The organism is Streptomyces sp. NPDC001728 (assembly GCF_040297565.1).
GTDB lineage: Bacteria > Actinomycetota > Actinomycetes > Streptomycetales > Streptomycetaceae > Streptomyces.
Window position 1 is genome coordinate 1 of the sequence record NZ_JBEOZK010000030.1, and the last position, 19,980, is coordinate 19,980.

The 19,980-nt window shown below is 70.7% G+C and carries 20 protein-coding genes and 4 pseudogenes; 10 read left to right on the plus strand and 14 right to left on the minus strand.

Annotated features, from left to right (window positions below; genetic code table 11):
- Positions 1-110: 110 nt before the first annotated feature.
- Both ABT154_RS31355 and ABT154_RS31360 read right to left on the minus strand, forming a co-directional pair.
- Positions 111-779: a DUF6230 family protein gene (locus ABT154_RS31355; protein WP_351861416.1), complete on the minus strand. Its 669-nt coding sequence runs from the start codon at positions 777-779 to the stop codon at positions 111-113.
- Between the two features lie 599 nt (positions 780-1,378).
- The gene (locus ABT154_RS31360; RefSeq protein ID WP_351861418.1) at positions 1,379-2,350 is read right to left on the minus strand and encodes a tetratricopeptide repeat protein; all 972 of its coding nucleotides are present in this window, start codon (positions 2,348-2,350) and stop codon (positions 1,379-1,381) included.
- A 299-nt stretch (positions 2,351-2,649) separates the two neighbouring features.
- On the opposite strand from ABT154_RS31360, the gene ABT154_RS31365 reads away from it, so the two are divergent.
- On the plus strand, positions 2,650-3,285 hold the full coding sequence (locus ABT154_RS31365; RefSeq protein ID WP_351861420.1) for a TetR/AcrR family transcriptional regulator: 636 nt from the start codon (positions 2,650-2,652) through the stop codon (positions 3,283-3,285).
- A 54-nt stretch (positions 3,286-3,339) separates the two neighbouring features.
- Positions 3,340-3,780, plus strand: a complete 441-nt coding sequence (locus ABT154_RS31370; RefSeq protein WP_351861423.1) for a PPOX class F420-dependent oxidoreductase — start codon at positions 3,340-3,342, stop codon at positions 3,778-3,780.
- A gap of 99 nt (positions 3,781-3,879) precedes the next feature.
- Here ABT154_RS31370 and icmA read toward each other — a convergent pair whose 3' ends face one another.
- The 4 genes from icmA to ABT154_RS31390 all read right to left on the minus strand — a co-directional run bounded on the left by icmA (position 3,880) and on the right by ABT154_RS31390 (position 8,020).
- The gene (gene icmA / locus ABT154_RS31375) at positions 3,880-5,580 is read right to left on the minus strand and encodes a coenzyme B12-dependent isobutyryl-CoA mutase large subunit (protein WP_351861425.1); all 1,701 of its coding nucleotides are present in this window, start codon (positions 5,578-5,580) and stop codon (positions 3,880-3,882) included.
- Positions 5,581-5,652: 72 nt separating this feature from the next.
- Complete coding sequence (locus tag ABT154_RS31380) at positions 5,653-5,985, minus strand: DUF3817 domain-containing protein (protein WP_056567618.1); 333 nt, start codon at positions 5,983-5,985, stop codon at positions 5,653-5,655.
- Positions 5,986-6,028: 43 nt separating this feature from the next.
- Positions 6,029-6,538, minus strand: coding sequence for a MarR family winged helix-turn-helix transcriptional regulator (locus ABT154_RS31385; RefSeq protein WP_351861427.1), 510 nt, complete (start codon positions 6,536-6,538; stop codon positions 6,029-6,031).
- Between the two features lie 9 nt (positions 6,539-6,547).
- On the minus strand, positions 6,548-8,020 hold the full coding sequence (locus tag ABT154_RS31390) for an MFS transporter (RefSeq protein ID WP_351861429.1): 1,473 nt from the start codon (positions 8,018-8,020) through the stop codon (positions 6,548-6,550).
- Between the two features lie 79 nt (positions 8,021-8,099).
- Here ABT154_RS31390 and ABT154_RS31395 point away from each other — a divergent pair, with 79 nt between their 5' ends.
- On the plus strand, positions 8,100-9,092 hold the full coding sequence (locus tag ABT154_RS31395) for an ArsR/SmtB family transcription factor (protein ID WP_351861431.1): 993 nt from the start codon (positions 8,100-8,102) through the stop codon (positions 9,090-9,092).
- A gap of 76 nt (positions 9,093-9,168) precedes the next feature.
- Positions 9,169-10,161: a glycoside hydrolase family 6 protein gene (locus tag ABT154_RS31400; protein ID WP_351861432.1), complete on the plus strand. Its 993-nt coding sequence runs from the start codon at positions 9,169-9,171 to the stop codon at positions 10,159-10,161.
- Here ABT154_RS31400 and ABT154_RS31405 read toward each other — a convergent pair.
- The 4 genes and pseudogenes from ABT154_RS31405 to ABT154_RS31420 form a co-directional block, all read right to left on the minus strand.
- Positions 10,118-11,232, minus strand: a pseudogene (locus tag ABT154_RS31405) (glycosyltransferase family 2 protein); the annotation flags it as partial. The gene ABT154_RS31400 and the pseudogene ABT154_RS31405 sit on opposite strands and share 44 nt — an antisense overlap.
- A 91-nt stretch (positions 11,233-11,323) precedes the next feature.
- Positions 11,324-11,515: pseudogene (locus ABT154_RS31410) on the minus strand (M23 family metallopeptidase); the annotation flags it as partial.
- Positions 11,516-11,728: 213 nt separating this feature from the next.
- Entirely contained in the window at positions 11,729-12,199 is a 471-nt protein-coding gene (locus tag ABT154_RS31415; RefSeq protein ID WP_351861434.1) for an NUDIX domain-containing protein, read from the minus strand.
- Positions 12,200-12,203: 4 nt separating this feature from the next.
- Positions 12,204-12,945 (minus strand): annotated as a pseudogene (locus ABT154_RS31420) (XRE family transcriptional regulator).
- A gap of 354 nt (positions 12,946-13,299) precedes the next feature.
- On the opposite strand from ABT154_RS31420, the gene ABT154_RS31425 reads away from it, so the two are divergent.
- Positions 13,300-13,530, plus strand: coding sequence for a DUF7848 domain-containing protein (locus ABT154_RS31425; protein WP_351861436.1), 231 nt, complete (start codon positions 13,300-13,302; stop codon positions 13,528-13,530).
- A 185-nt stretch (positions 13,531-13,715) separates the two neighbouring features.
- On the opposite strand, the pseudogene ABT154_RS31430 reads toward ABT154_RS31425, so the two are convergent.
- A pseudogene (locus ABT154_RS31430) lies at positions 13,716-13,850 on the minus strand (thiamine-binding protein); the annotation flags it as partial.
- Positions 13,847-14,200, minus strand: coding sequence for a DUF3817 domain-containing protein (locus ABT154_RS31435; protein WP_317876908.1), 354 nt, complete (start codon positions 14,198-14,200; stop codon positions 13,847-13,849). The pseudogene ABT154_RS31430 and the gene ABT154_RS31435, both read right to left, overlap by 4 nt.
- A 107-nt stretch (positions 14,201-14,307) precedes the next feature.
- On the opposite strand from ABT154_RS31435, the gene ABT154_RS31440 reads away from it, so the two are divergent.
- From ABT154_RS31440 to ABT154_RS31455, 4 genes are all read left to right on the plus strand, one after another.
- Positions 14,308-14,946, plus strand: coding sequence for an AIM24 family protein (locus ABT154_RS31440; RefSeq protein WP_317876909.1), 639 nt, complete (start codon positions 14,308-14,310; stop codon positions 14,944-14,946).
- An 88-nt stretch (positions 14,947-15,034) separates the two neighbouring features.
- Entirely contained in the window at positions 15,035-15,685 is a 651-nt protein-coding gene (locus ABT154_RS31445) for an AIM24 family protein (RefSeq protein ID WP_351861438.1), read from the plus strand.
- Entirely contained in the window at positions 15,682-16,467 is a 786-nt protein-coding gene (locus tag ABT154_RS31450) for an AIM24 family protein (protein WP_351861440.1), read from the plus strand. The genes ABT154_RS31445 and ABT154_RS31450 overlap by 4 nt, the downstream gene beginning before the upstream one ends.
- 83 nt (positions 16,468-16,550) lie before the next feature.
- On the plus strand, positions 16,551-17,027 hold the full coding sequence (locus ABT154_RS31455; RefSeq protein WP_351861442.1) for a MarR family winged helix-turn-helix transcriptional regulator: 477 nt from the start codon (positions 16,551-16,553) through the stop codon (positions 17,025-17,027).
- An 85-nt stretch (positions 17,028-17,112) separates the two neighbouring features.
- Here the strand turns inward: ABT154_RS31455 and meaB are convergent, their stop codons facing one another.
- Positions 17,113-18,069, minus strand: coding sequence for a methylmalonyl Co-A mutase-associated GTPase MeaB (meaB, locus tag ABT154_RS31460; RefSeq protein WP_351861444.1), 957 nt, complete (start codon positions 18,067-18,069; stop codon positions 17,113-17,115).
- Positions 18,070-18,094: 25 nt separating this feature from the next.
- A complete protein-coding gene (locus ABT154_RS31465; protein WP_351861445.1) occupies positions 18,095-19,303 on the minus strand; it encodes an acetyl-CoA C-acetyltransferase in 1,209 nt (402 codons plus the stop codon).
- 137 nt (positions 19,304-19,440) lie between these two features.
- Here ABT154_RS31465 and mce point away from each other — a divergent pair, with 137 nt between their 5' ends.
- Positions 19,441-19,893, plus strand: a complete 453-nt coding sequence (mce, locus tag ABT154_RS31470; protein ID WP_056567577.1) for a methylmalonyl-CoA epimerase — start codon at positions 19,441-19,443, stop codon at positions 19,891-19,893.
- Positions 19,894-19,980 lie beyond the last annotated feature (87 nt).

The following is a 19,980-nucleotide window of genomic DNA, read 5'->3' on the forward strand; positions in this document are numbered from 1 at the left end:
TTGCCCCACCCGTCCGCGGCCGGCGTGGTTGCTTTCCGGGGGGGGGGGGGGGGGGCCGCGCCCGGGGGGGGGGGGGGCCCCCCGGCGGCCCCCCACACCCAGGGGCTCGGTCAGCCCTTGAAGCACTCCTGGCCCGTGCCCCGGCTCAGGGACAGCTTCAGGTCGGGGAGCTTGAAGGTGGCGGCCGTGGTGGCCCACGCCTTCTGCCTCACGTTGGTCAGCGTGACGCTGTCGGCGCGCTGCGCGAAGCCGTTCTCGTTGGCCTCGGTGTTGGGCTGGATGCCCTGGCCGTCCTTGTACTTCGGCAGGGAGCCCGCCGCGACACCGATGTCGATGGCCTTGAACTCGGCGTCGGCCTCCAGGTAGGAGACGTCGAGGTACAGGTCCTTGCCGATGACCTTGTCCGCGTCCTCGCCGGACTTGGCGGCGGCACCGCCCGCTTCCAGGCGAAGGGTGACGTCACCCAGGACCGGAACCGGCGTCACGACCGACTGGCACATGTTGGTGATCTTGGCCGTGTCGAAGCCGGAGACCGCCACCGGGGCACCGAACGGCGTGCCGTCCAGCTTCTTGCCCTTGGCGACGCTGCCGTACTGCACGAACTCCGTGCCCTCGAGCTTGTCGGTCGAGACCTTGAACTCCTGGCCGGAGATCGCGAACGACGCGGCGAGCGCACCCTGGGCCAGACCGACGCCGATCGCGGCCGTCGCGGCCACACTCGGGACCATGACGAAGGCGAAGCGCTTCCATCTGGTCCCGCCACGAACCTGGGACTGCATGAGAATTCCTCCTTCTCGGACGTACATCTCCGGGAGGGCCGGGGCCCGTCCAGGGATGGGAGAAGAGCTACGTCCTCGGGAAGGAGAGCGCCGAGACGGCAGGCGGCGCGTTGCGCGTCCTCATCACCGGCGATCACCCCCGAGCGACAACCATGGGCCGCGCCACGGAGCACGGCCTGATCGGACAGGCCCCGTTCGGAAAGAGCGGGAACCCCCCTGTCCATGACCGGTGCCGGAACACCGGTCCGCCCGGTGGGGACCTTCACCGCGTCCCGGTTGTTGCCGGGGTGGTGCGGTTCGGACCGAGCGTCGCCGATCGTGGTCCATTCCGCGCCCTCGCACAAGGGGGTTCGTTACTGGCTAGTAACGGGTGGATAACCACGCCATGGCGGGACGGGACCGAACGGGCACGCAGGGTGCGTTCGAGTGGAGGGGAATGTCATGGAATCGCCGCAGAAAAACGGACAGAACACCGGGTTCGATTTACTGCAAGTAACAGCGGCCGCGATTACCAAGTTTTGGTAAAGCGCGGCCGCCTTTTGTCACCCTGCTGCCAAATCGTCAGACGATCGGACGTCCGGAACCGGGCACCGGCCGGCTCAGAAGAGCACGCGGGCCAGAGCCTGCCGGGCCGCCGTCACACGGGGGTCGTCGGAGCCGATTACCTCGAACAGTTCCAGGAGCCGCAGCCGCGCCGCGTCCCGGTCCTCGCCCACCGTGCGCCGCACGGTCTCCACGAGCCGCCCGAAGGCGTCCTGCACATGTCCGCCCACCAGATCCAGGTCGGCGGCGGCGATCTGCGCCGCCACATCGGCCGGGGCGTCCGCGGCGGCCTTGCGTACGGCGGTCGGGTCCAGATCCTGCACCCGGGTGAGCAGTTCGGCCTGGGCGAGACCGAGCTTGGCCTCGGGGTGGGCCGGGTCGTCGGCGAGCACGTTCTTGTACGCCTGGACGGCGCCGGCGAGGTCGCCCGCGTCGAGCGCGGACATGGCCGCTTCGAGCAGGGCGTCGTACGGGCCCACGGGCTGCGCGGGGGCACCTCCCTCGGCCCCCTCGGCGCCGGCGTCCACGACGATGCCGGTCAGACCGAAGCGCTCCTCGCCGATCTGGATCAGCTGGTCGAGGGTCTCGCGGATCTGGGCCTCGGGCACCGCGCCCTGGAAGAGCGGCAGCGCCTGACCGGCGACCACCGCGAAAACGGCCGGAATTCCCTGGATGCCGAACTGCTGCATCAGCATCTGGTTGGCGTCGACGTCGATCTTCGCGAGCAGGAAACGGCCGTCGTACTCGACGGCGAGCCGCTCCAGAAGGGGGCCGAGCTGCTTACAGGGCTCGCACCACTCGGCCCAGAAGTCGAGGACGACCGGGACCTCGGCGGAGCGCTGGAGCACATCGCGCTCGAAGCCCGCCTCGTCGACGTCGATCACCAGGGCGGACGGGGGCACGGCGGCGGTACCACCCTGCCGGGCGGCTTCGGCGCGCGTCTGCTCCGCCTTCGCCTTGGCCTCTCCGGCCGCCTTCACCGCGGCGAGGTCGACGACGCCGCTCATGGACATGTTTCGGGGCTGCATGCGTACATCCTCCCCCTTCCGCGCGCGTAACCGGTAAGTCATGGCTGAACCGTGCCGTCCGCACGTCTCCCGCCGGTGTGCGAGACGTGGGGCGACACGGTTCTTCGTCTTCGTTCTCGCACCGGGTCCCCACCCGGCGCCATGGTTGTCGCTCAGGCCGCTCAATGCCTTTCGCTACAGGTCGTAGCGTAACTGTCCGGGGGGATCCGACGGGAGGGCGCGGACCGCATCCGCGCCGTGAACTGGCTCACACGCCGGGCCCCTGGCGCCATACCTACCGGCGGGTATGGTCGACCTCCATGTGTAGCCGCACCAACCCCTCTCGCAGCCCCCGCACCGGGCGCCCCCGCTCCACCGAGGCCGACGCGGCCATCCTGGAGGCGACCCGCGCGGCCCTGGTCGAGCTGGGCTGGTCCAAGCTCACGATGGGGGACGTCGCCGGCCGGGCCGGGGTTGCGAAGACGACGCTGTACCGCCGCTGGGCCAACAAGAACGAACTCGTGGTGGACGCCGTCGCCGTCCTCTTCGACGAACTCGAACTGCCCGACCTGGGTTCCCTCCAGGCCGACATCGAGCATGTCGTCCTCCAGTTCGCGGCGCTCCTGGAACGCCCCGAGACCAAGACGGCGCTGATGGCGGTGGTGGCGGAGTCGACCCGCGACGAACCGCTGCGCGAACGCATCCGCGCCTCGATCGTCGACCGGCAGAAGCGGCTCGTCCTCGCGGGCCGGAAGCGGGCGCAGCAGCGCGGCGAACTCCCGGAGGACCGCGACCCGGTCGCGGTCGACGCCATCGACGACCTGATCTTCGACGTCGTCGCGGGCGCCGTGGTGCACCGCGCCCTGGTGAGCGCGGAGCCGGTCGACGAGCCGTGGGTGGCGCGGCTGTCGGCCCTGCTCGTGGGCGGTCTGGGCGCGGTGGCCGCGCACGGCTAGCGGGTGTCCCTGCCGGTCTGGTCCGATCGGCGGCAGCCCCCTAGCGTGGCGGCCGTGATCACTGAACAGCAGAACCCCGAGCGGGACGGCGTCCGGCTGAACGACACCGTCCGCGCGCTGCTCGACGACGTCAACCCGGCCGTGCTGGCCACGATCCAGCCCGACGGCTCCCCGCAGACCTCGGTCGTGTGGGTCGGCCGCGACGGCGACGACCTGCTGATCTCCAGCCAGGAGGGCCGCCGCAAGATCAAGAACATCCGGGCCGACGCCCGGGTCAGCCTCACCGTCCACGACCGCCGTGACCCGGAGCTGTACGCGGAGATACGGGGGACGGCGACGGTCGCCGAGGACACCGGCCGCGCGCTGGCGGTGGCGCTCGCGGAGAAGTACGAGGGCGAGGGCGGCGGCCAGGAGTATCTGGACCTGCCGCCGGAGAAGGTCCGGGTGGCGGTCCGGATCACCCCGACGAAGGTGCTGGGCTCGGCGGCGAGGTAGCCGCCCATGCATGAGGCGGTACGGGAGTCCCCCGTACCGCCGCGCACCGCGAGGGGGCGGTACGGGAGATCCCGTACCGCCCTTTTCACCTGTGGGGGGTCAGAAGCCCGGCGGCTCCGTGTAGACGCCCCACTCGTCGCGCAGCGCGTCGCAGATCTCGCCGAGGGTCGCCTCGGCGCGTACGGCCTCCAGCATCGGGACGATCATGTTGGAGCCGTCCCGGGCGGCGGCCAGCATCGCGTCGATGGAGGCGCGGACCTTGGCGTCGTCGCGGCGCTCCTTGCGCTCGCCGAGGACCCGGACCTGCTCCCACTCGACCTCGTGGCTGACCCGGAGGATCTCCAGGTCGCCGGTGACGGAGCCGTGGTGGACGTTGACGCCGACGACCCGCTTGTCGCCCTTCTCCAGGGACCGCTGGTACTGGAAGGCGGACTCGGCGATCTCGCCGGTGAACCAGCCGTCCTCGATGCCGCGCAGGATGCCGGAGGTGATCGGGCCGATCGGGTGCTGCCCGTCCGGGTGGGCGCGGCGCCCGCGCTCCCTGATCTGGTCGAAGATCTTCTCGGCGTCGGCCTCGATGCGGTCGGTGAGCTGCTCGACGTACCAGGAGCCGCCGAGCGGGTCGGCGACGTTGGCGACGCCGGTCTCCTCCATCAGCACCTGCTGGGTGCGGAGCGCGATCTCGGCGGCCTGCTCGCTGGGGAGCGCGAGGGTCTCGTCGAGGGCGTTGGTGTGGAGGGAGTTGGTGCCGCCGAGGACGGCGGAGAGGGCCTCCACCGCGGTGCGGACGACGTTGTTGTAGGGCTGCTGGGCGGTGAGGGAGACACCGGCGGTCTGGGTGTGGAAGCGCAGCCACTGGGCCTTGTCGGTCTTGGCGCCGTAGACCTCCTTCATCCAGCGGGCCCAGATGCGGCGGGCGGCGCGGAACTTGGCGATCTCCTCGAAGAAGTCGAGGTGCGCGTCGAAGAAGAAGGAGAGGCCGGGGGCGAAGACGTCCACGTCCATGCCGCGGCTCAGGCCCAGCTCGACGTAGCCGAAGCCGTCGGCGAGGGTGTACGCGAGCTCCTGCGCGGCCGTCGCCCCGGCCTCGCGGATGTGGTAGCCGGAGACGGAGAGCGGCTTGTACGCGGGGATGCCCCGCGCGCAGTGCTCCATGAGGTCGCCGATGAGACGCAGATGGGGTTCGGGCTCGAAGAGCCACTCCTTCTGCGCGATGTACTCCTTGAAGATGTCGGTCTGGAGCGTGCCGTTGAGCACGGCCGGGTCGACGCCCTGGCGTTCGGCGGCGACCAGGTACATGCAGAAGACCGGGACGGCGGGCCCGGAGATCGTCATGGAGGTCGTCACGTCGCCGAGCGGGATGTCCTTGAAGAGGACCTCCATGTCGGCGGCGGAGTCGATGGCGACACCGCAGTGGCCGACCTCGCCGAGGGCGCGCGGGTCGTCGGAGTCGCGGCCCATGAGCGTGGGCATGTCGAAGGCGACGGAGAGGCCGCCGCCGCCGGCGGCCAGGATCATCTTGTAGCGCTCGTTGGTCTGCTCGGCGTTGCCGAAGCCGGCGAACTGGCGGATGGTCCAGGTCCGGCCCCGGTAGCCGGTCGAGTGGAGTCCCCGGGTGAAGGGGTACTCGCCGGGCCAGCCGATGCGCTCGAACCCCTCGTAGGTGTCCCCGGGCCGGGGGCCGTAGACCGGCTCGACGGCGTCGCCGGAGAGCGTGGTGAAGTCGGCGTCCCGCTTGCGGGCCTTGTCGTAACGGGCCTGCCAGCGACGGCGGCCTTCCTCGATGGCGTCAGCGTCCATGCTTCGAATTTACTAGGACGTCCTAGTAAATGTCGACGGCAAACCTCCGCACATATGTGCGGAGGTGGGGGGTCAGGCCTTGACCGGCTCCGGCTGCGCGCCGCTGACCAGCGGAAGCGTCTCGGCGACGACCTTGCGCTCGACGAAGAACGCGGCGGTCGGAATGGTGCCGGAGACCAGCACCCACAGGAGCTTCCCGAACGGCCACTTCGCCTTGGAGCCCAGGTCGAAGGCGAAGACGAGGTAGATGATGTAGAGGACACCGTGGAGCTGGGAGACCGCGAAGGTCAGGTCCTCGCCGACGCCGAAGCCGTACTTGGCCACCATGCACGCGCACAGGATGAGCAGCATGACGGCGGTGACGTAGGCCATGACGCGGTAGCGGGTCAGCACGCTGGATTTCATGCCGTCGAGCGTAACCGCACGTTCCGGGCGATCTTCGCGCGGGTCAGCCCTCGTCGAAGTCCTCCGCCGCCACCCGCAGCGGCCTCAGCATCGCGAAGATCTCCGCGCACTCCTCCGCGTCGTACGCGCCGAGCCCGAAGTCCATCTCCATCAGGTCGCGGGTCGCCGCCTCGACCACCTCGCGGCCCTTCTCCGTGATGGTCGCGAGGGTGCCGCGGCCGTCGTTCGGGTTGGGGCGCTTGTCGACCAGACCGGACCTCACCAGCCGGTCCACCGTGTTGGTCACCGAGGTGGGGTGGACCATCAGCCGCTCGCCGATCTTGGACATCGGCAGCTCGCCGGCCTTCGAGAAGGTCAGCAGCACCAGGGCCTCGTACCGCGCGAAGGTCAGCCCGTACGGCTTGACGACGGCGTCCACCTCCGCGAGGAGGATCTGATGGGCCCGCATGATCGAGGTGATGGCGGCCATCGAGGGGACCGGGCCCCAGCGCTTCTGCCAGAGTTCGTCGGCGCGGGCGATGGGGTCGAAGGGGAGACTGAGCGGCTTCGGCACGCGTCGACCTTACCCATGGGCAACATGCCGGACAGCCCTGTCTCGTCCCTCGGTCGCCCCGGCCGCCCTCAGTTCGGCCGCGGCGGCCAGCAGGCAGAGCGTGCCGAGCACCCCCGTACCCGCGACGACCGTGTGCACGGGGACGAACTCGGCCGCGACCCCCGCCCCGGCCATCCCGACGCCCTGGACGGTCATCATGCCCGCCGTCATCAGGGTCATCGCCCTCCCCCGGGTCTCCTCGGGGACGGCGGCGACGAACCAGGCGTCGAGACCGAGGGTGTACGCACCGGTGGCACCCGCCAGGAAGAGCGCGACGGCCGCGAGGGCGACGCCGGGCTTCGGGCCGTACAGCAGATAGGGCAGCACCCCGGTGACGGCGAGCGGCAGCACGATCCGGGAGCGGGTCGCGGCGCTCAGGAAGGACCCGGCGAACAGCTCGCCCACGATCGTGCCGACCGGCAGCGCGCACATGAGCAGGCCGAGCGCGGCCGTGGAGACACCGATCTCGTCGGCGTACGGGGCGGCCAGCGCCTCCGGTACGACGGCGAACAGCGGCGGCACCCAGAACATCAGCATCAGGGCGCGCACCCGCCGGTTCCGCAGCACCGCCCAGGTGCCGGCGAGCCCGCCCGCGGCCGTCTTCCCGGCGCCCCTGGCGGGCCGGCGGGCGGTGCCGAGGCGCAGCAGCAGCGCGGAGACGAGGAAGGTGACGGCGGTGACGGCGAGCGCGCCGCGCGGCGGGACGACGGTCAGCAGGACACCGCCCACGGCGAAGCCGGTGAGCAGGGCGCTCTGGGAGACGATCCGCAGGAGCGAGCGGCCGAGGACGAAGAGGTCGCCCTCGCCGAGGATGTCGGCGAGGGTCGCCATCCGGGTGCCGTTGAAGACGGGGGAGACGACGGCGATGGCGCAGCGCAGCGCGAGCAGCAGGGCGACGGGGGTGGCGGGGGCGGTCATCACGGCGACGCAGGCGGCGCAGACGAGGTCGCAGACGACGAGGAGGCGACGGGGCGGGAGGCGGTCGGTGAGGCCGGCGAGGAGGGTGCCGCCGACGAGGTAGGGGAGGAAGCCGAGGGCGAAGGTGAGGGAGGAGAGCAGCGGGGAGCGGGTGAGGTCGTAGACGAGCACGGTGAGCGCCAGCTCGCTGACGACGACGCCGAGCAGCGAGAAGAGATGCGCCACGAAGACGAACCGGAACTCGCGGACGCGGAAGACGGCCCGGTAGCCGGGCGCGGGTGCGTCCCCGGGTACGGGCGGGGGCGCGGGCGCCTCCCCGGGTACGGGCGCGGGCGCGGGCGCCTCCCCGGGTACGGGCGCGGGCGCGGGTGCCTCCCCGAGTACGGGCGGGGGCGCGGGTGCCTCCCCGAGTACGGGCGGGGGCGCGGGTGCCTCCCCGGGTACGGGCGCCCCGGCCGGGGCGCTTCCGTGGGCAGGGTCGTGCGCGGGCGCCGGTGCCGGCGCCCGGGTGTCGTTCTCGGGCATGGACGCAGCCTGCCGCGGGGAACGGGCCCGCCCTAGACTTTCGGGTCCAGCCGAATCTTCTGTCCGGGGAGGGCCGCCCGTGCCGTACCATCTGCGCTTCGGCGAGGCCGACCCGCTGCGCATCCGGTTCGCGATCTCGCCGCTCTGGGAGACCCACTCCGCCGTGCGGGTCCTCGCCCGGCCGGGGAAGCAGGGCTACCACCTGCCGTGGCTGCGGCGGATCGCGGGCGCCACGCGGGGGCTCGACCTCGGGCCGCTCCAGCTCCTGATGCCGCTGCGCGGGCACAGCCCGGACTTCCTCTATCCGCCGCCGCTCGGGCCCGTCGCCACCTTCGACGAGGAGATCGCCGCCGTACGGGAGACCGATCCGGCCCTGGCGCTCGTGGACTTCGAGCGGGCGCTCGCCGAGACGCCGGGGGCCGCCGCGACGGAGGAGGGGCGGCGGCTGCTGGCCGATCCGGCCGACGGCGTACGGCGGCTGACGGTGCTTCTGGAGGCGGCCTGGGAGGCGCTGATCGCCCCCGAGTGGCCCCGGCTGCGCGCGCTCCTGGAGGCGGACGTGGCGTACCACTCGCGCAGGCTCGCCGAGGGCGGGCTCGAACGGCTCCTGAACGAGCTGCACCCGGCCTTCGACTGGGCGGCGGAGACGGCCACCCTGCGGGTCGCCTACGCCGGGGAGCACGACCGCCCGCTGGACGGGCAGGGGCTCGTCCTCATGCCGTCGGTGTTCACCTGGCCGGACGTGGTGAGCGGCTTCGACCCGCCGTGGCAGCCGACCGTGGCGTATCCGGCGCGCGGGATCGGCGGGCTGTGGGCCGAGCCCCGGGAGCGTACGCCGGAGGCCCTCGGGCGGCTTCTGGGGCCGGTCCGGGCCGATGTCCTGTGCGCCCTGGCCGAGCCGATGGGGACCACGGCGCTCGCCCATCTCCTCGGCAGGGCCGCCTCCTCCGTCTCCGCGCACCTCGCGGTGCTGCGGGACGCCGGTCTGCTGACCTCCCGGCGGTACGGCCACCAGGTGCTGTACGAGCGGACCCCGCTGGGCATCGCGGTGTCGCAGCCCGACGCCGGCTGACCCTCGTGTCACGATGACCCGGATTGTCGCCCCACGTACGGTTTCGCACCGCCTCGTACCCGACTCTGGGGGCCGGATGTCCCGCCGCACCGTCACCGCCGTCGCCCTGGTGCTCGTCTCCGCGCCGCTCCTGGCCGGGTGCGGTGAGGACGAGTCCCCGAAGGGCCCGGTCGGCCCGCCGTCCACGCGCGGCGAGGCCGCGGCCCCCGCGAGCGGGGCGCCGTTCTGGGTCGACCCGGAGAGCGACGCGGCGAAGCAGGTCCGCCGGTACGAGGCGCAGGGCAGGACCGAGGACGCCCGCGTCCTGAAGCGGATCGCGGACCAGCCGGTCGCGGACTGGCCCGCGGGTGACGACCCGGTGCCGGAGATCACCCGGGCGGTGCGGGGCGCGGCGGCCCAGAACCGTACGGCCGTCTTCGTGGCGTACAACATCCCGCACCGCGACTGCGGGATGTACTCGGCGGGCGGCTCGCACGACGCGCAGGCCTACCGGAACTGGATCGAGTCCTTCGCGACGGCCCTCGGGGACTCCTCCGCGATCGTGGTCCTGGAGCCGGACGCGGTGCCGCACATGATGGACGGCTGCACCCCGGCGCAGTACCACGACGAGCGCTACCAGCTGCTCACGGAGGCGATCGAGCGGCTGAAGCGGCAGCCGCGGACCCGGGTCTATCTGGACGGGGGCAATCCGGCCTGGATCGACGACCCCGGGAAGCTGGTGGAGCCGCTGCGGCGGGCCGGGGTCGCCCGCGCGGACGGCTTCTCGCTGAACGTCTCCAACTTCCAGACGAACGACATCGCGCGGGGCTTCGGCCCGAACCTCTCCGGGCTGCTCGGCGGCACCCACTTCACGGTGGACACCAGTCGCAACGGCGACGGCCCCCTCCCGGGTGACCGGGAGGAGTCCTGGTGCAATCCGCCGGGCCGGGCGCTCGGCGTACCGCCGACGGACCGGACCGGGGACGGTCTGGTCGACGCGTATCTGTGGATCAAGCGCCCCGGCGACTCGGACGGCCAGTGCCGGGGCGGCCCGGCGGGGTACGGAGGGGCGCCTTCCAGAACTGCTTGACGATCGTCTCGTACGTGCCCCGGGACCAGCGGAGCTGCTGGGTGAAGAAGTCGGTCCAGGAGGCCGGGCCCTCGCCCACGGCGAGCACGTCGGGGGTGTAGACGGAGCGCCAGAAGTGGCCGGTGCGCGGGTTCCTCCTGCGGTGCAGTTCGAAGCCGGTGGCCATGTCCTCGGTGACGGAGTCGTACAGGCCGCCGATCTGCTGGAGGGCGGAGATCCTGACGACGTTGTTCGTGCCGACGAACATGGGCGCGTGGTAGCGGTTCCCGGCGCGCTGGATGAGGGCGTGGAAGAGGAACTGCTGCGACTCGGCGGCCTTGGTGACGATGCCGGTGTAGTTGCCGTACACCTGCGGGCCGACGACGAAGGCGACGTCGGGGTCGCGGAAGTAGCCGAGCATCCGCTCCAGGAAGCCGGGGAGCGGGACGTGGTGGGTTTCCACGGAGGCGAAGTAGTCGTAGTCGTCGCCGTGGAGAGCGAGCCATGCGTTGTAGTTGCCGTGCTTGGTCCTCGCCTTGTGCGGGCCCTTCTTCCGGTTCACTCGGGGACGCCGGCGCGGGTGAAGTGGCGGATGCCGAGTTCGGCGCAGAGCGCCTTGGCGTCGTCGGAGTCGCCCTCGTCGAGGAGCCAGACGTCGAGCGGGCCGTCGTGCCGCAGCAGGGTGGCGCCTTCGAGAGTGCCGCGGACCATGGAGAGAGGTTCCTTGCCCGGGACGTAGGTGGTGAGGAAGGCGACGTGGGTACCCTCTTCGGCGTACACGGGTATCGGGTCGCGGGCGACCATCGTGGCGTGGGCGATCGACGTGACGTTCACCAGCATGAAGAAGCAGATGAGGCCGATCGACACCGGCATCACGGTGTCGAGGTGGACGAGCCATTCCTCGCCGCCCTCGCGGACGGTCCAGTGGCTCGGCCAGACGAGACAGGCCAGGAGGACGGCCGAGAGGACCGGTGCGAGGCACATGAGGAGGACGGCTCGTACGCGGTGCGGCTCGTTCGCGAGCAGACTGCGGTACTGCACCGTGTAGGCCACCGGGTCCGGTTCCGTGAGCCGACCGGCGAGCCGGCTGTAGGCGCCGCACCCTGCCGGGACATGGCCATCGAGTCTGCGACAGGTGGGCGTACAGGGAGGACAGGCCTCCGCCGTGGTCCACCGTTACGTGGATTCCGTACGGCCCGGTGCTGCCCGGTGAACTGACTCGTCCGTTGGCCACGGCCCGGATCGCGGTGCCGATGGAGGCCGGGAAGTCGAGGCCGGCGGGCCACGCGGAGTCGACGTGGGAAGCAACGGAGGCCGCGGAACGCTCAGCGCCGGCGCCAGTGGGCGGCGCCAGCGGGTACGGGAGCTCGGCCACGACGGAAGCCCCCGGTCTCCGGTCGTGCGGAACGGGTCGGCGTCAGGCGCCGAGGTGCCGCTCCACCGTCTCGACCTTCAGCCGACGCCGTGCGCACACTGCGGCGCCGACGTCCCGCAGAAAGTTGGCGCCGGCCGGCTGAAGCGCTACTGCACCCCTCAGCACGGCCGCGCGTGGCGGCGTCACATGCGGGCGCTGGGCTTCCCTGTTTGGTCAGCCAAGGTACGGATCCGCCCGATCCTCCAACGCGTGCTGTACGCGCAGCCGTTGAGTGTGATGCATAGGCAGCTCGTCGACGTCGGCCGGCGGAACGAAGCGCAGCTCTGTCGACTCGTCGGAGATCGTCAGCATCCCGCCGACGACGCGCGCCTTGAAGCACACGTTGAACTGGCGCCGGACCTCCCCGTTGCTGTACTCGATGATGTGACGAGGGTCCGTGTACGTACCGACGAGGCCGGTCACTTCGATGTCGAGCCCGGTCTCTTCCCTGACCTCCCGGACGGCTGTTCCGGGGAGGCTGTCACTCAGCTCCATCCCGCCCCCGGGAAGCGCCCACAGGCCACTGTCAGCACGACGCTGGAGGAGGATGCGGCCCTCGTCGTCGGTGACGAAGGCGGAAGCAGCCACCACCATGCTGTTCGGCTTCGGGGCGCTCGGATCGTCGTAGTACTCGCGGCGGGCCATGACGTCAGCCTGCCACGGGAGCGCCTGTGTCCCACACGGCGTCAAAGCTCTGGGCGTAGGTGTCGAACATCCCGCCATCGCCGCTCCGGCGGAGGTGCCACACGGGCGCGGCGTATGCGTTGGCACCCCAAACGTGGGCGTTGACGAGGCACTGATCATCAGCGCGATAGATGCTGTTGTAGAGCGTCGTTCCGTGCGTCCGGATCTCGACGTTCTGCACCCCGATCAGCGATCGGTAGTGCATGAGCGCCAGTCGGCACCGCGACTCAATGCCGTGACCGAACCGCTCTTCCTGCCCGCGCTGTTGGACATTCTCACTGTCGGCGTCGCCAACGGCGATCCGGATCCGGCAGCCGTCGGCAGCGCGCTCCCTGAGTAGCTCGTTCAGCCGCGGATACGCCTCGTGGAGGAACACAGCGGCGTGGACGAGGATGCCAACGTGCACACGCGCAGGTGCGATCAGGTCGACGAACGTTGACACGGGAAGGTCGGCGCGTTGGTCGTATACCGCGACGAGTTCGGGGCTTATGGCTCGGGCGCTTCGGGCCTGACGCAGCGCCGGCCAGAGTGCGTGCACGTCTTCACCTAGTGCCTCAGCGGCTTTGAGCGCCGCACCCCGACCGGGGCGTCCTGCCTAGATTCACCCAGCGTTCTACGCTCTTCGGATCAACTCCGACGGCGCTCGAAAGCGACGCATGGGTCCATCCTCCCGTGGTCATGACCACCCGAAGACGCTCGTTCTGCATGAAGTCTCTCCCTATGACGTGAGACGTCGCTAGGGACGTTCTACAGCCTTCAGGACGTCCCGAAGTGGGTTGTGTACGTGGTTCCCCCGCCCCAACGCACTGCGCGACTCTCAGGGGACGTGAGGGGACGGTGCGAAATGCCGGAAGAGCAGTGGCAGCCGGCCAAGAGTCGGTATGCGGTCGACGAGAACGGTCGTATTGGCCGTGTAGTCGACCGGTACGAAGGGAGCGTCTTCCTCCGCCACCGGGTGGCGGACGTGAGTGGACGGTAGCGCCCGAGACGCTTCGTCAGCCGACCTCCGACGAGATGACGCGGGTTCGCATCTTCACTACCCCCGTACCGGTGGTGGAGCCGTGACGATCAAGTCCGTCATGCGCTTCGTCACCCACCGAATCACCCGGCACCCGGATTCCGAAGTCACCGTCACCGCGCGCTGCCTGAATCCCGACTGCACGTGGGAGGTCGAACCGACGGCCGACGTGGCGAAGGCGGACGTCGACTGCATGGTCCACAAGGGCGCCACGGGGCACGGCATCTTCGCCCGTCGGTACGAGGACGTCGCGGTCGTCGTTCGCGACGAATAGAGCTCCGCTCCTCCTCCGGCTCTTGGGGAAGCCCAGGGGGGAGCGGGTTAGTCCCGCACGGTGCGTCTCGCGAGCGCCCGTGTCAGGGAACGGACGGGGCGCCGCCCGGTAGAGGTCGGAGTAGCGCCCCGTCCCGCCCGTGCAACGTCGATCCGACGTCTATGTACTCAAGGCTTTGCCATCGAGCCCTCGATGGACGTGAACATCGCGTCCGTACGGTTCGGCAGCCCGGACTCGCGGACGACCCTGACGGCGTCGGCGACGTACTCGCCGACCTCCTCCCCCACACCCAGCGGGGTCACGGAGAACGCGACGATCACGCCTTCACCGCACCCTCGGCCGCCGCGGCGCGGGCACGGGAGGCGATGACCGCGTTCTCGGCCTCGCGCTTCAGCTTCCGCTCGGCGTAGAAGCCGCCCAGGGGCAGCACCGAGAGGACGAAGTACAGCGCGGCGGTCCCGAAGCTCCACTTGGTGCGGTTCCAGGCGTCGAGCCAGAAGAGGACGTACAGGATGAACAGCACGCCGTGGATCGCGCCCATGACCGGCACCGCGTTGAAGTCCGTCGTCCGCTTGAGCACCGAGCAGAGCAGCAGGAGCAGGAACGAGACGGCCTCCGGCGCGGAGACGAGACGGAGCCGGTGGAGGGAGGAAGCGGTCTTGAGGTCCACGGAGGGGGTCACCTTCGTTCGATCTTGTGAACGGATGCACAAGGGCCCGACCATTGTGCACGGAGACTTTGCTGTTCCTTTGACCGGGTCCCCAGTACCTTCCTCGGGTGGCAACGTTCCGACTCCAGGGCAGCAGGGTGCTCGCCGTCTCCATGACCGGCGACGCCGTCAAGGCGAAGAACGGCTCGATGGTCGCCTACGACGGCCAGATGGCGTTCAAGAAGATGAGCGGCGGCGGTGAGGGCCTGCGCGGCATGGTGACCCGCCGGCTCACGGGTGAGCAGATGGAGGTGATGGAGGTGCGCGGCCAGGGGACCTGCTGGTTCGCCGACCGGGCCGCCGAGATCAACCTCGTCTCGCTGCACGGCGAGAAGCTGTGGGTGGAGGCGAGCAACCTCCTGTGCACGGACGCGGGTCTGCGGACCGGCACGACCTTCACGGGTCTGCGCGGCGGCGCGACCGGCAACGGCCTCTTCACCACGACGGTGGAGGGCACGGGCCAGGCGGCGATCATGTCCGACGGCCCGGCGGTGGTGCTGCGGGTGACCCCGCAGTACCCGCTCCAGGTCGACCCGGGCGCGTACATCGCGCACCAGGGCAACCTCCAGCAGCACCTCCAGACCGGGGTGAACTTCCGCACCCTGATGGGCGAGGGCGGCGGCGAGGCCTTCCAGATCCGCTTCGAGGGGGACGGCCTGGTGTACGTCCAGCCGAGCGAGCGGAACACGATCGGGGGCGACGTGTGAGCGTCGCACACGCGGCCTCCGGGCCGCGGCCGACGACGATGCCCGCACCTCTGCGCCGCGGGGGCGGAGAAGCGAACGAGGAGGACTGATGCCGTTCCGTGAGATCAACTCGAAGATGGTCGAGGCGACCCTCGTCCCCGGCCGGCGGATGTTCAGTCAGCGGGGCGCGATGCTCGCGTACCGCGGCGAGGTCAGTTTCACGCCGAACATCGCGGGCGGCCAGGGCGGCCTGATGTCGATGATCGGCCGCCGGGTGGCCGGCGAGGCGACCCCGCTGATGACGGTCGAGGGCAGCGGCACGGTGATGTTCGGCCACGGCGGCCATCACATCCAGGTGATCGCGATGACCGGCGACACCCTGTACGTGGAGGCCGACCGGCTGCTGGCCTTCGACGGCACCCTGGAGCAGGGCACGATGTTCATGGGCTCGCAGGGCGGGGTCATGGGCATGGTCCGCGGCCAGGTGACCGGCCAGGGCCTCTTCACGACGACCCTCAAGGGCCACGGCTCGGTGGCCGTGATGGCGCACGGCGGCGTGATCGAACTGCCGATCTCCCCGGGTCGCCCGGTCCATGTGGACCCGCAGGCGTACGTGGCCCACCACGGGGACGTACGGAACAAGCTGTCCACCGCGCTCGGCTGGCGCGACATGGTGGGCCGCGGCTCGGGCGAGGCCTTCCAGCTGGAGCTGAGCGGCAGCGGCGCGGTGTACGTCCAGGCCTCGGAGGAGAAGCTGTGAGCACGCCGGTGATCCACGATCCGACGACGCTGCCGTCGGACGACAACGTGAACCCGTACACCTTCTGCGTGGAGCTCAAGGGCTCCCAGTGGTTCCTGCAGAAGGGCAAGATGATCGCCTACTACGGGCGGATCGAGTTCAACGGCATCGGGCACGGGCGGCTCGACCGGCTGGTGCGCACCTCCTTCCACTCGCCGCTGCACGCGAGCGACTGGGTGGTCGCGGAGGGCAGCGGGAAGATGCTGCTCGCGGACCGGTCCTTCGACGTGAACTCCTTCGACCTGGACGAGGGCAACCTGACGATCCGTTCGGGCAACCTCCTCGCCTACCAGCCCACGCTGGCGCTCAAGCAGTCGATCGTGCCGGGTTTCGTGACGCTGATCGGCACCGGCAAGTTCGTGGCGGCGTCGAACGGCCCGGTGGTCTTCATGGAGCCGCCGATGAGGGTGGACCCGCAGGCGCTGGTGGGCTGGGCGGACTGCCCCTCCCCGTGCCACCACTACGACCACGGCTACATGACGGGCGTGATGGGCGGCGTCCGGGCGCTGACGGGCATCGGGGGCACCTCGGGCGAGGAGCACCAGTTCGAGTTCGTGGGCGCGGGCACGGTCCTGCTCCAGTCGACGGAACTGCTGATGGCGGACCGGGCGATCGGCGCGCCGCCGGCCCAGGCGGGTGTCCCCGGCGGACAGGGGGCGCACGGTTCCGGCCAGGCCATGCCGGGCTCGGTACCGCGCCTTCCCGGCCAGCTCGGTGACCTCCAGCGGCGCTTCGGTCTGTGAGCGGTAGTCTGCGGAGTGTGACGTCCTCGAGCGCACGCTCCCAGACTTCGTCAAGTATTCAACTTCTTAGGTAGAATGCACATATGGAGACCGAGACCGCCACCCCGTGGCTCACCGACGCCGAGCAGTGTGCGTGGCGCACGTTCCTGGACGTCCAGAGAATGCTGACGTACCAGCTGGAGCGGGACCTCCAGCCCTTCGGACTGACGATGAACGACTACGAGATCCTCGTGAACCTCTCGGAGTCGGCGGAGCGGCGGCTGCGCATGAGCGACCTCGCCGCGGCCACCCTCCAGTCGAAGAGCCGGCTCTCGCACCAGATCACCCGTATGGAGAACGCGGGGCTCGTACGGCGCGAGAACTGCGAGTCCGACCGGCGCGGGCTCTACGCCGTCCTCACCGACGCGGGCATGGAGACCATGCAGAAGGTCGCCCCGCACCACGTCGAGTCCGTGCGCAAGCACTTCATCGACCAGATCGGCGCGGAGGCGCTCGGCGACCTCCACGAGTCGCTGAAGCCGGTCGCCGAGCAGCTGCGCGGACGGCGCGGCAAGCCGTGACCCGACCCGCGACCTGACATACGCGGGTACGCGAGAAGGGCCTCTCCGGGACGACCGGGGAGGCCCTTCTCGTACGTACGGGGGATCAGTTTCCGGTCAGGCTGGCGACCAGTTCGTCGGAGGCCGCGTACGGGTCCAGGCCACCCGCCACGATCCGCTCGGCCAGCGCGTCCAGGCGCCGGTCGCCGTGCAGGTCCCCGATCCGCTCGCGCAGGGCGGTGACCGCGATGGTCTCCACCTCGCGCGCCGCACGGGCCCGGCGGCGCTCCGCCAGGACCCCGTGCTCCTCCATCCAGGCCCGGTGCTTCTCCAGCGCCTCCACGACCTCGTCGATGCCCTCGCCGCGCGCCGCGACCGTCTTGACGATCGGCGGACGCCAGTCGCCCGCACCCCGGGCCTCACCGAGGCCCAGCATGTGGTTGAGCTCGCGCGCGGTGGCGTCCGCGCCGTCCCGGTCGGCCTTGTTCACCACGTACACGTCGCCGATCTCCAGGATGCCCGCCTTCGCGGCCTGGATGCCGTCGCCCATGCCCGGCGCGAGCAGCACGACCGAGGTGTCGGCCTGGGAGGCGATCTCGACCTCCGACTGCCCGACGCCGACCGTCTCCACGAGGATCACCTCGCAGCCGGCCGCGTCCAGGACGCGGATGGCCTGCGGGGCGGACCAGGCGAGCCCGCCGAGGTGGCCGCGGGTCGCCATCGAGCGGATGTAGACACCCGGGTCGGAGGCGTGCTCCGACATCCGGACCCGGTCACCGAGGAGCGCGCCCCCGCTGAACGGCGAGGACGGGTCGACGGCGAGCACGCCGACCCGCTTGCCGGCCCGCCGGTAGGCGGAGACCAGCGCCGAGGTCGACGTGGACTTGCCGACGCCGGGCGAGCCGGTCAGGCCCACCACGTACGCGCCGCCGGTGAGCGGCGCCAGCGCCGCCATGACCTCGCGCAGCTGCGGGGACGCCCCCTCCACGAGCGAGATCAGCCGGGCCACGGCCCGCGGCCTGCCCTCCCGTGCCTGGGTGACCAGAGCGGGGACGTCCACCATGTGCGTTGCTCCTCAGGGTCCGGAACTACTTGCCGTTGCCGGGCACGCGGACGATCAGCGCGTCGCCCTGACCGCCGCCGCCGCACAGGGCCGCCGCGCCGACGCCGCCGCCGCGCCGCTTGAGCTCCAGGGCGAGGTGCAGCACGACCCGGGCGCCGGACATGCCGATGGGGTGGCCGAGGGCGATGGCGCCGCCGTTGACGTTCACCTTCTCGGGGGTAACGCCGAGGTCCTTCATTGACTGGACGGCGACCGCGGCGAAGGCCTCGTTGATCTCGATGAGGTCGAGGTCCTCGACGCCCAGGCCGTCCTTCTTGAGGGCGTGCAGGATCGCGTTGGACGGCTGCGACTGGAGCGAGTTGTCCGGGCCCGCGACATTGCCGTGGGCGCCGATCTCTGCGATCCACTCCAGGCCCAGTTCCTCGGCCTTCGCCTTGCTCATCACGACGACGGCGGCGGCGCCGTCGGAGATCTGCGAGGAGGTGCCGGCGGTGATGGTTCCGTCCTTGGCGAAGGCGGGACGGAGCTTGCCGAGGGACTCGGCGGTGGTCTCCGCGCGGATGCCCTCGTCCTTGGCGAAGATCACCGGGTCGCCCTTGCGCTGCGGGATCTCGACCGGGGTGATCTCGGCCTCGAAGATGCCGTTCTTCTGGGCGGCGGCGGCGCGCTGGTGCGACAGCGCGGCGATCTCGTCCTGCTCGGGGCGCTTGATGCCGAGGCGGGTGTTGTGCTTCTCGGTGGACTCGCCCATCGCGATGTTCTCGAAGGCGTCGGTGAGGCCGTCGTACGCCATGGCGTCGAGCATCTCGATGGCACCGTACTTGAAGCCCTCGCGGGACTTCGGCAGCAGGTGCGGGGCGTTGGTCATCGACTCCTGGCCGCCGGCGACCACGATGTCGAACTCGCCGGCGCGGATCAGCTGGTCGGCGAGCGCGATGGCGTCGAGACCCGAGAGACACACCTTGTTGATGGTGAGCGCGGGGACGTTCATGGGGATGCCGGCCTTGACCGCGGCCTGGCGGGCGGGGATCTGCCCGGCGCCCGCCTGGAGCACCTGGCCCATGATCACGTACTGCACCTGGTCGCCGCCGATGCCGGCCCGGTCGAGGGCGGCCTTGATCGCGAAACCGCCCAGCTCCGCGCCCGAGAAGGACTTGAGCGAGCCGAGCAGGCGACCCATGGGCGTGCGGGCGCCCGCGACGATCACTGAGGTGGTACCGGTCGTTCCAGACATGAGGCACGGCCCCTTGGGATGAGAGGTGAACGAGGGTTTACCGCCAATGTACTGAGGCGCGCCGCGCGAGGTCACCGGGCAGCCGGTGTGACGGCGCGCACGTTGCGTAACCACCTTCCTGGCGCTGCACTGGAGGAATGCTGACGCGAATCGACCACATCGGGATCGCCTGCTTCGACCTGGACAAGACCGTCGAGTTCTACCGTGCCACGTACGGTTTCGAGGTCTTCCACTCCGAGGTCAACGAGGAACAGGGCGTCCGCGAGGCCATGCTCAAGATCAACGGGACCTCGGACGGCGGGGCCTCGTACCTCCAGCTCCTGGAGCCGACCCGGGAGGACTCGGCGGTGGGCAAGTGGCTCGCCAAGAACGGCGAGGGCGTGCACCACATCGCGTTCGGCACCGCCGATGTCGACGGCGACGCCGAGGCCATCCGCGGCAAGGGCGTCCGGGTCCTCTACGACGAGCCGCGGATCGGCTCGATGGGCTCCCGGATCACCTTCCTCCACCCCAAGGACTGCCACGGGGTGCTCACCGAACTGGTCACCTCCGCCGAGCCGTCCGCTGACCACTCCTCAGCGGAGCACTGACCTCCGGATTCCTGGCCCGGTAGAGTGGGCGGCTCCGGGCCGGGGCCGGTCGGGGCCGCCCGTGCGGCATCGCAGTCGGGATGTCGG

What these genes read in the sequence shown, in the direction of transcription:
- ABT154_RS31390 (WP_351861429.1), bottom strand. Translation starts at nt 8,020, where the DNA reads ATGCCCGAGAACGACACCCGGGCGCCGGCACCGGCGCCCGCGCACGAC.
- ABT154_RS31400 (WP_351861432.1), top strand. Translation starts at nt 9,169, where the DNA reads ATGTCCCGCCGCACCGTCACCGCCGTCGCCCTGGTGCTCGTCTCCGCG.
- ABT154_RS31465 (WP_351861445.1), bottom strand. Translation starts at nt 19,303, where the DNA reads ATGTCTGGAACGACCGGTACCACCTCAGTGATCGTCGCGGGCGCCCGC.
- ABT154_RS31365 (WP_351861420.1), top strand. Translation starts at nt 2,650, where the DNA reads ATGTGTAGCCGCACCAACCCCTCTCGCAGCCCCCGCACCGGGCGCCCC.
- ABT154_RS31415 (WP_351861434.1), bottom strand. Translation starts at nt 12,199, where the DNA reads ATGGCCCGCCGCGAGTACTACGACGATCCGAGCGCCCCGAAGCCGAAC.
- meaB (WP_351861444.1), bottom strand. Translation starts at nt 18,069, where the DNA reads ATGGTGGACGTCCCCGCTCTGGTCACCCAGGCACGGGAGGGCAGGCCG.
- icmA (WP_351861425.1), bottom strand. Translation starts at nt 5,580, where the DNA reads ATGGACGCTGACGCCATCGAGGAAGGCCGCCGTCGCTGGCAGGCCCGT.
- ABT154_RS31380 (WP_056567618.1), bottom strand. Translation starts at nt 5,985, where the DNA reads ATGAAATCCAGCGTGCTGACCCGCTACCGCGTCATGGCCTACGTCACC.
- ABT154_RS31455 (WP_351861442.1), top strand. Translation starts at nt 16,551, where the DNA reads ATGGAGACCGAGACCGCCACCCCGTGGCTCACCGACGCCGAGCAGTGT.
- ABT154_RS31360 (WP_351861418.1), bottom strand. Translation starts at nt 2,350, where the DNA reads ATGCAGCCCCGAAACATGTCCATGAGCGGCGTCGTCGACCTCGCCGCG.
- ABT154_RS31355 (WP_351861416.1), bottom strand. Translation starts at nt 779, where the DNA reads ATGCAGTCCCAGGTTCGTGGCGGGACCAGATGGAAGCGCTTCGCCTTC.
- ABT154_RS31445 (WP_351861438.1), top strand. Translation starts at nt 15,035, where the DNA reads ATGCCGTTCCGTGAGATCAACTCGAAGATGGTCGAGGCGACCCTCGTC.
- mce (WP_056567577.1), top strand. Translation starts at nt 19,441, where the DNA reads ATGCTGACGCGAATCGACCACATCGGGATCGCCTGCTTCGACCTGGAC.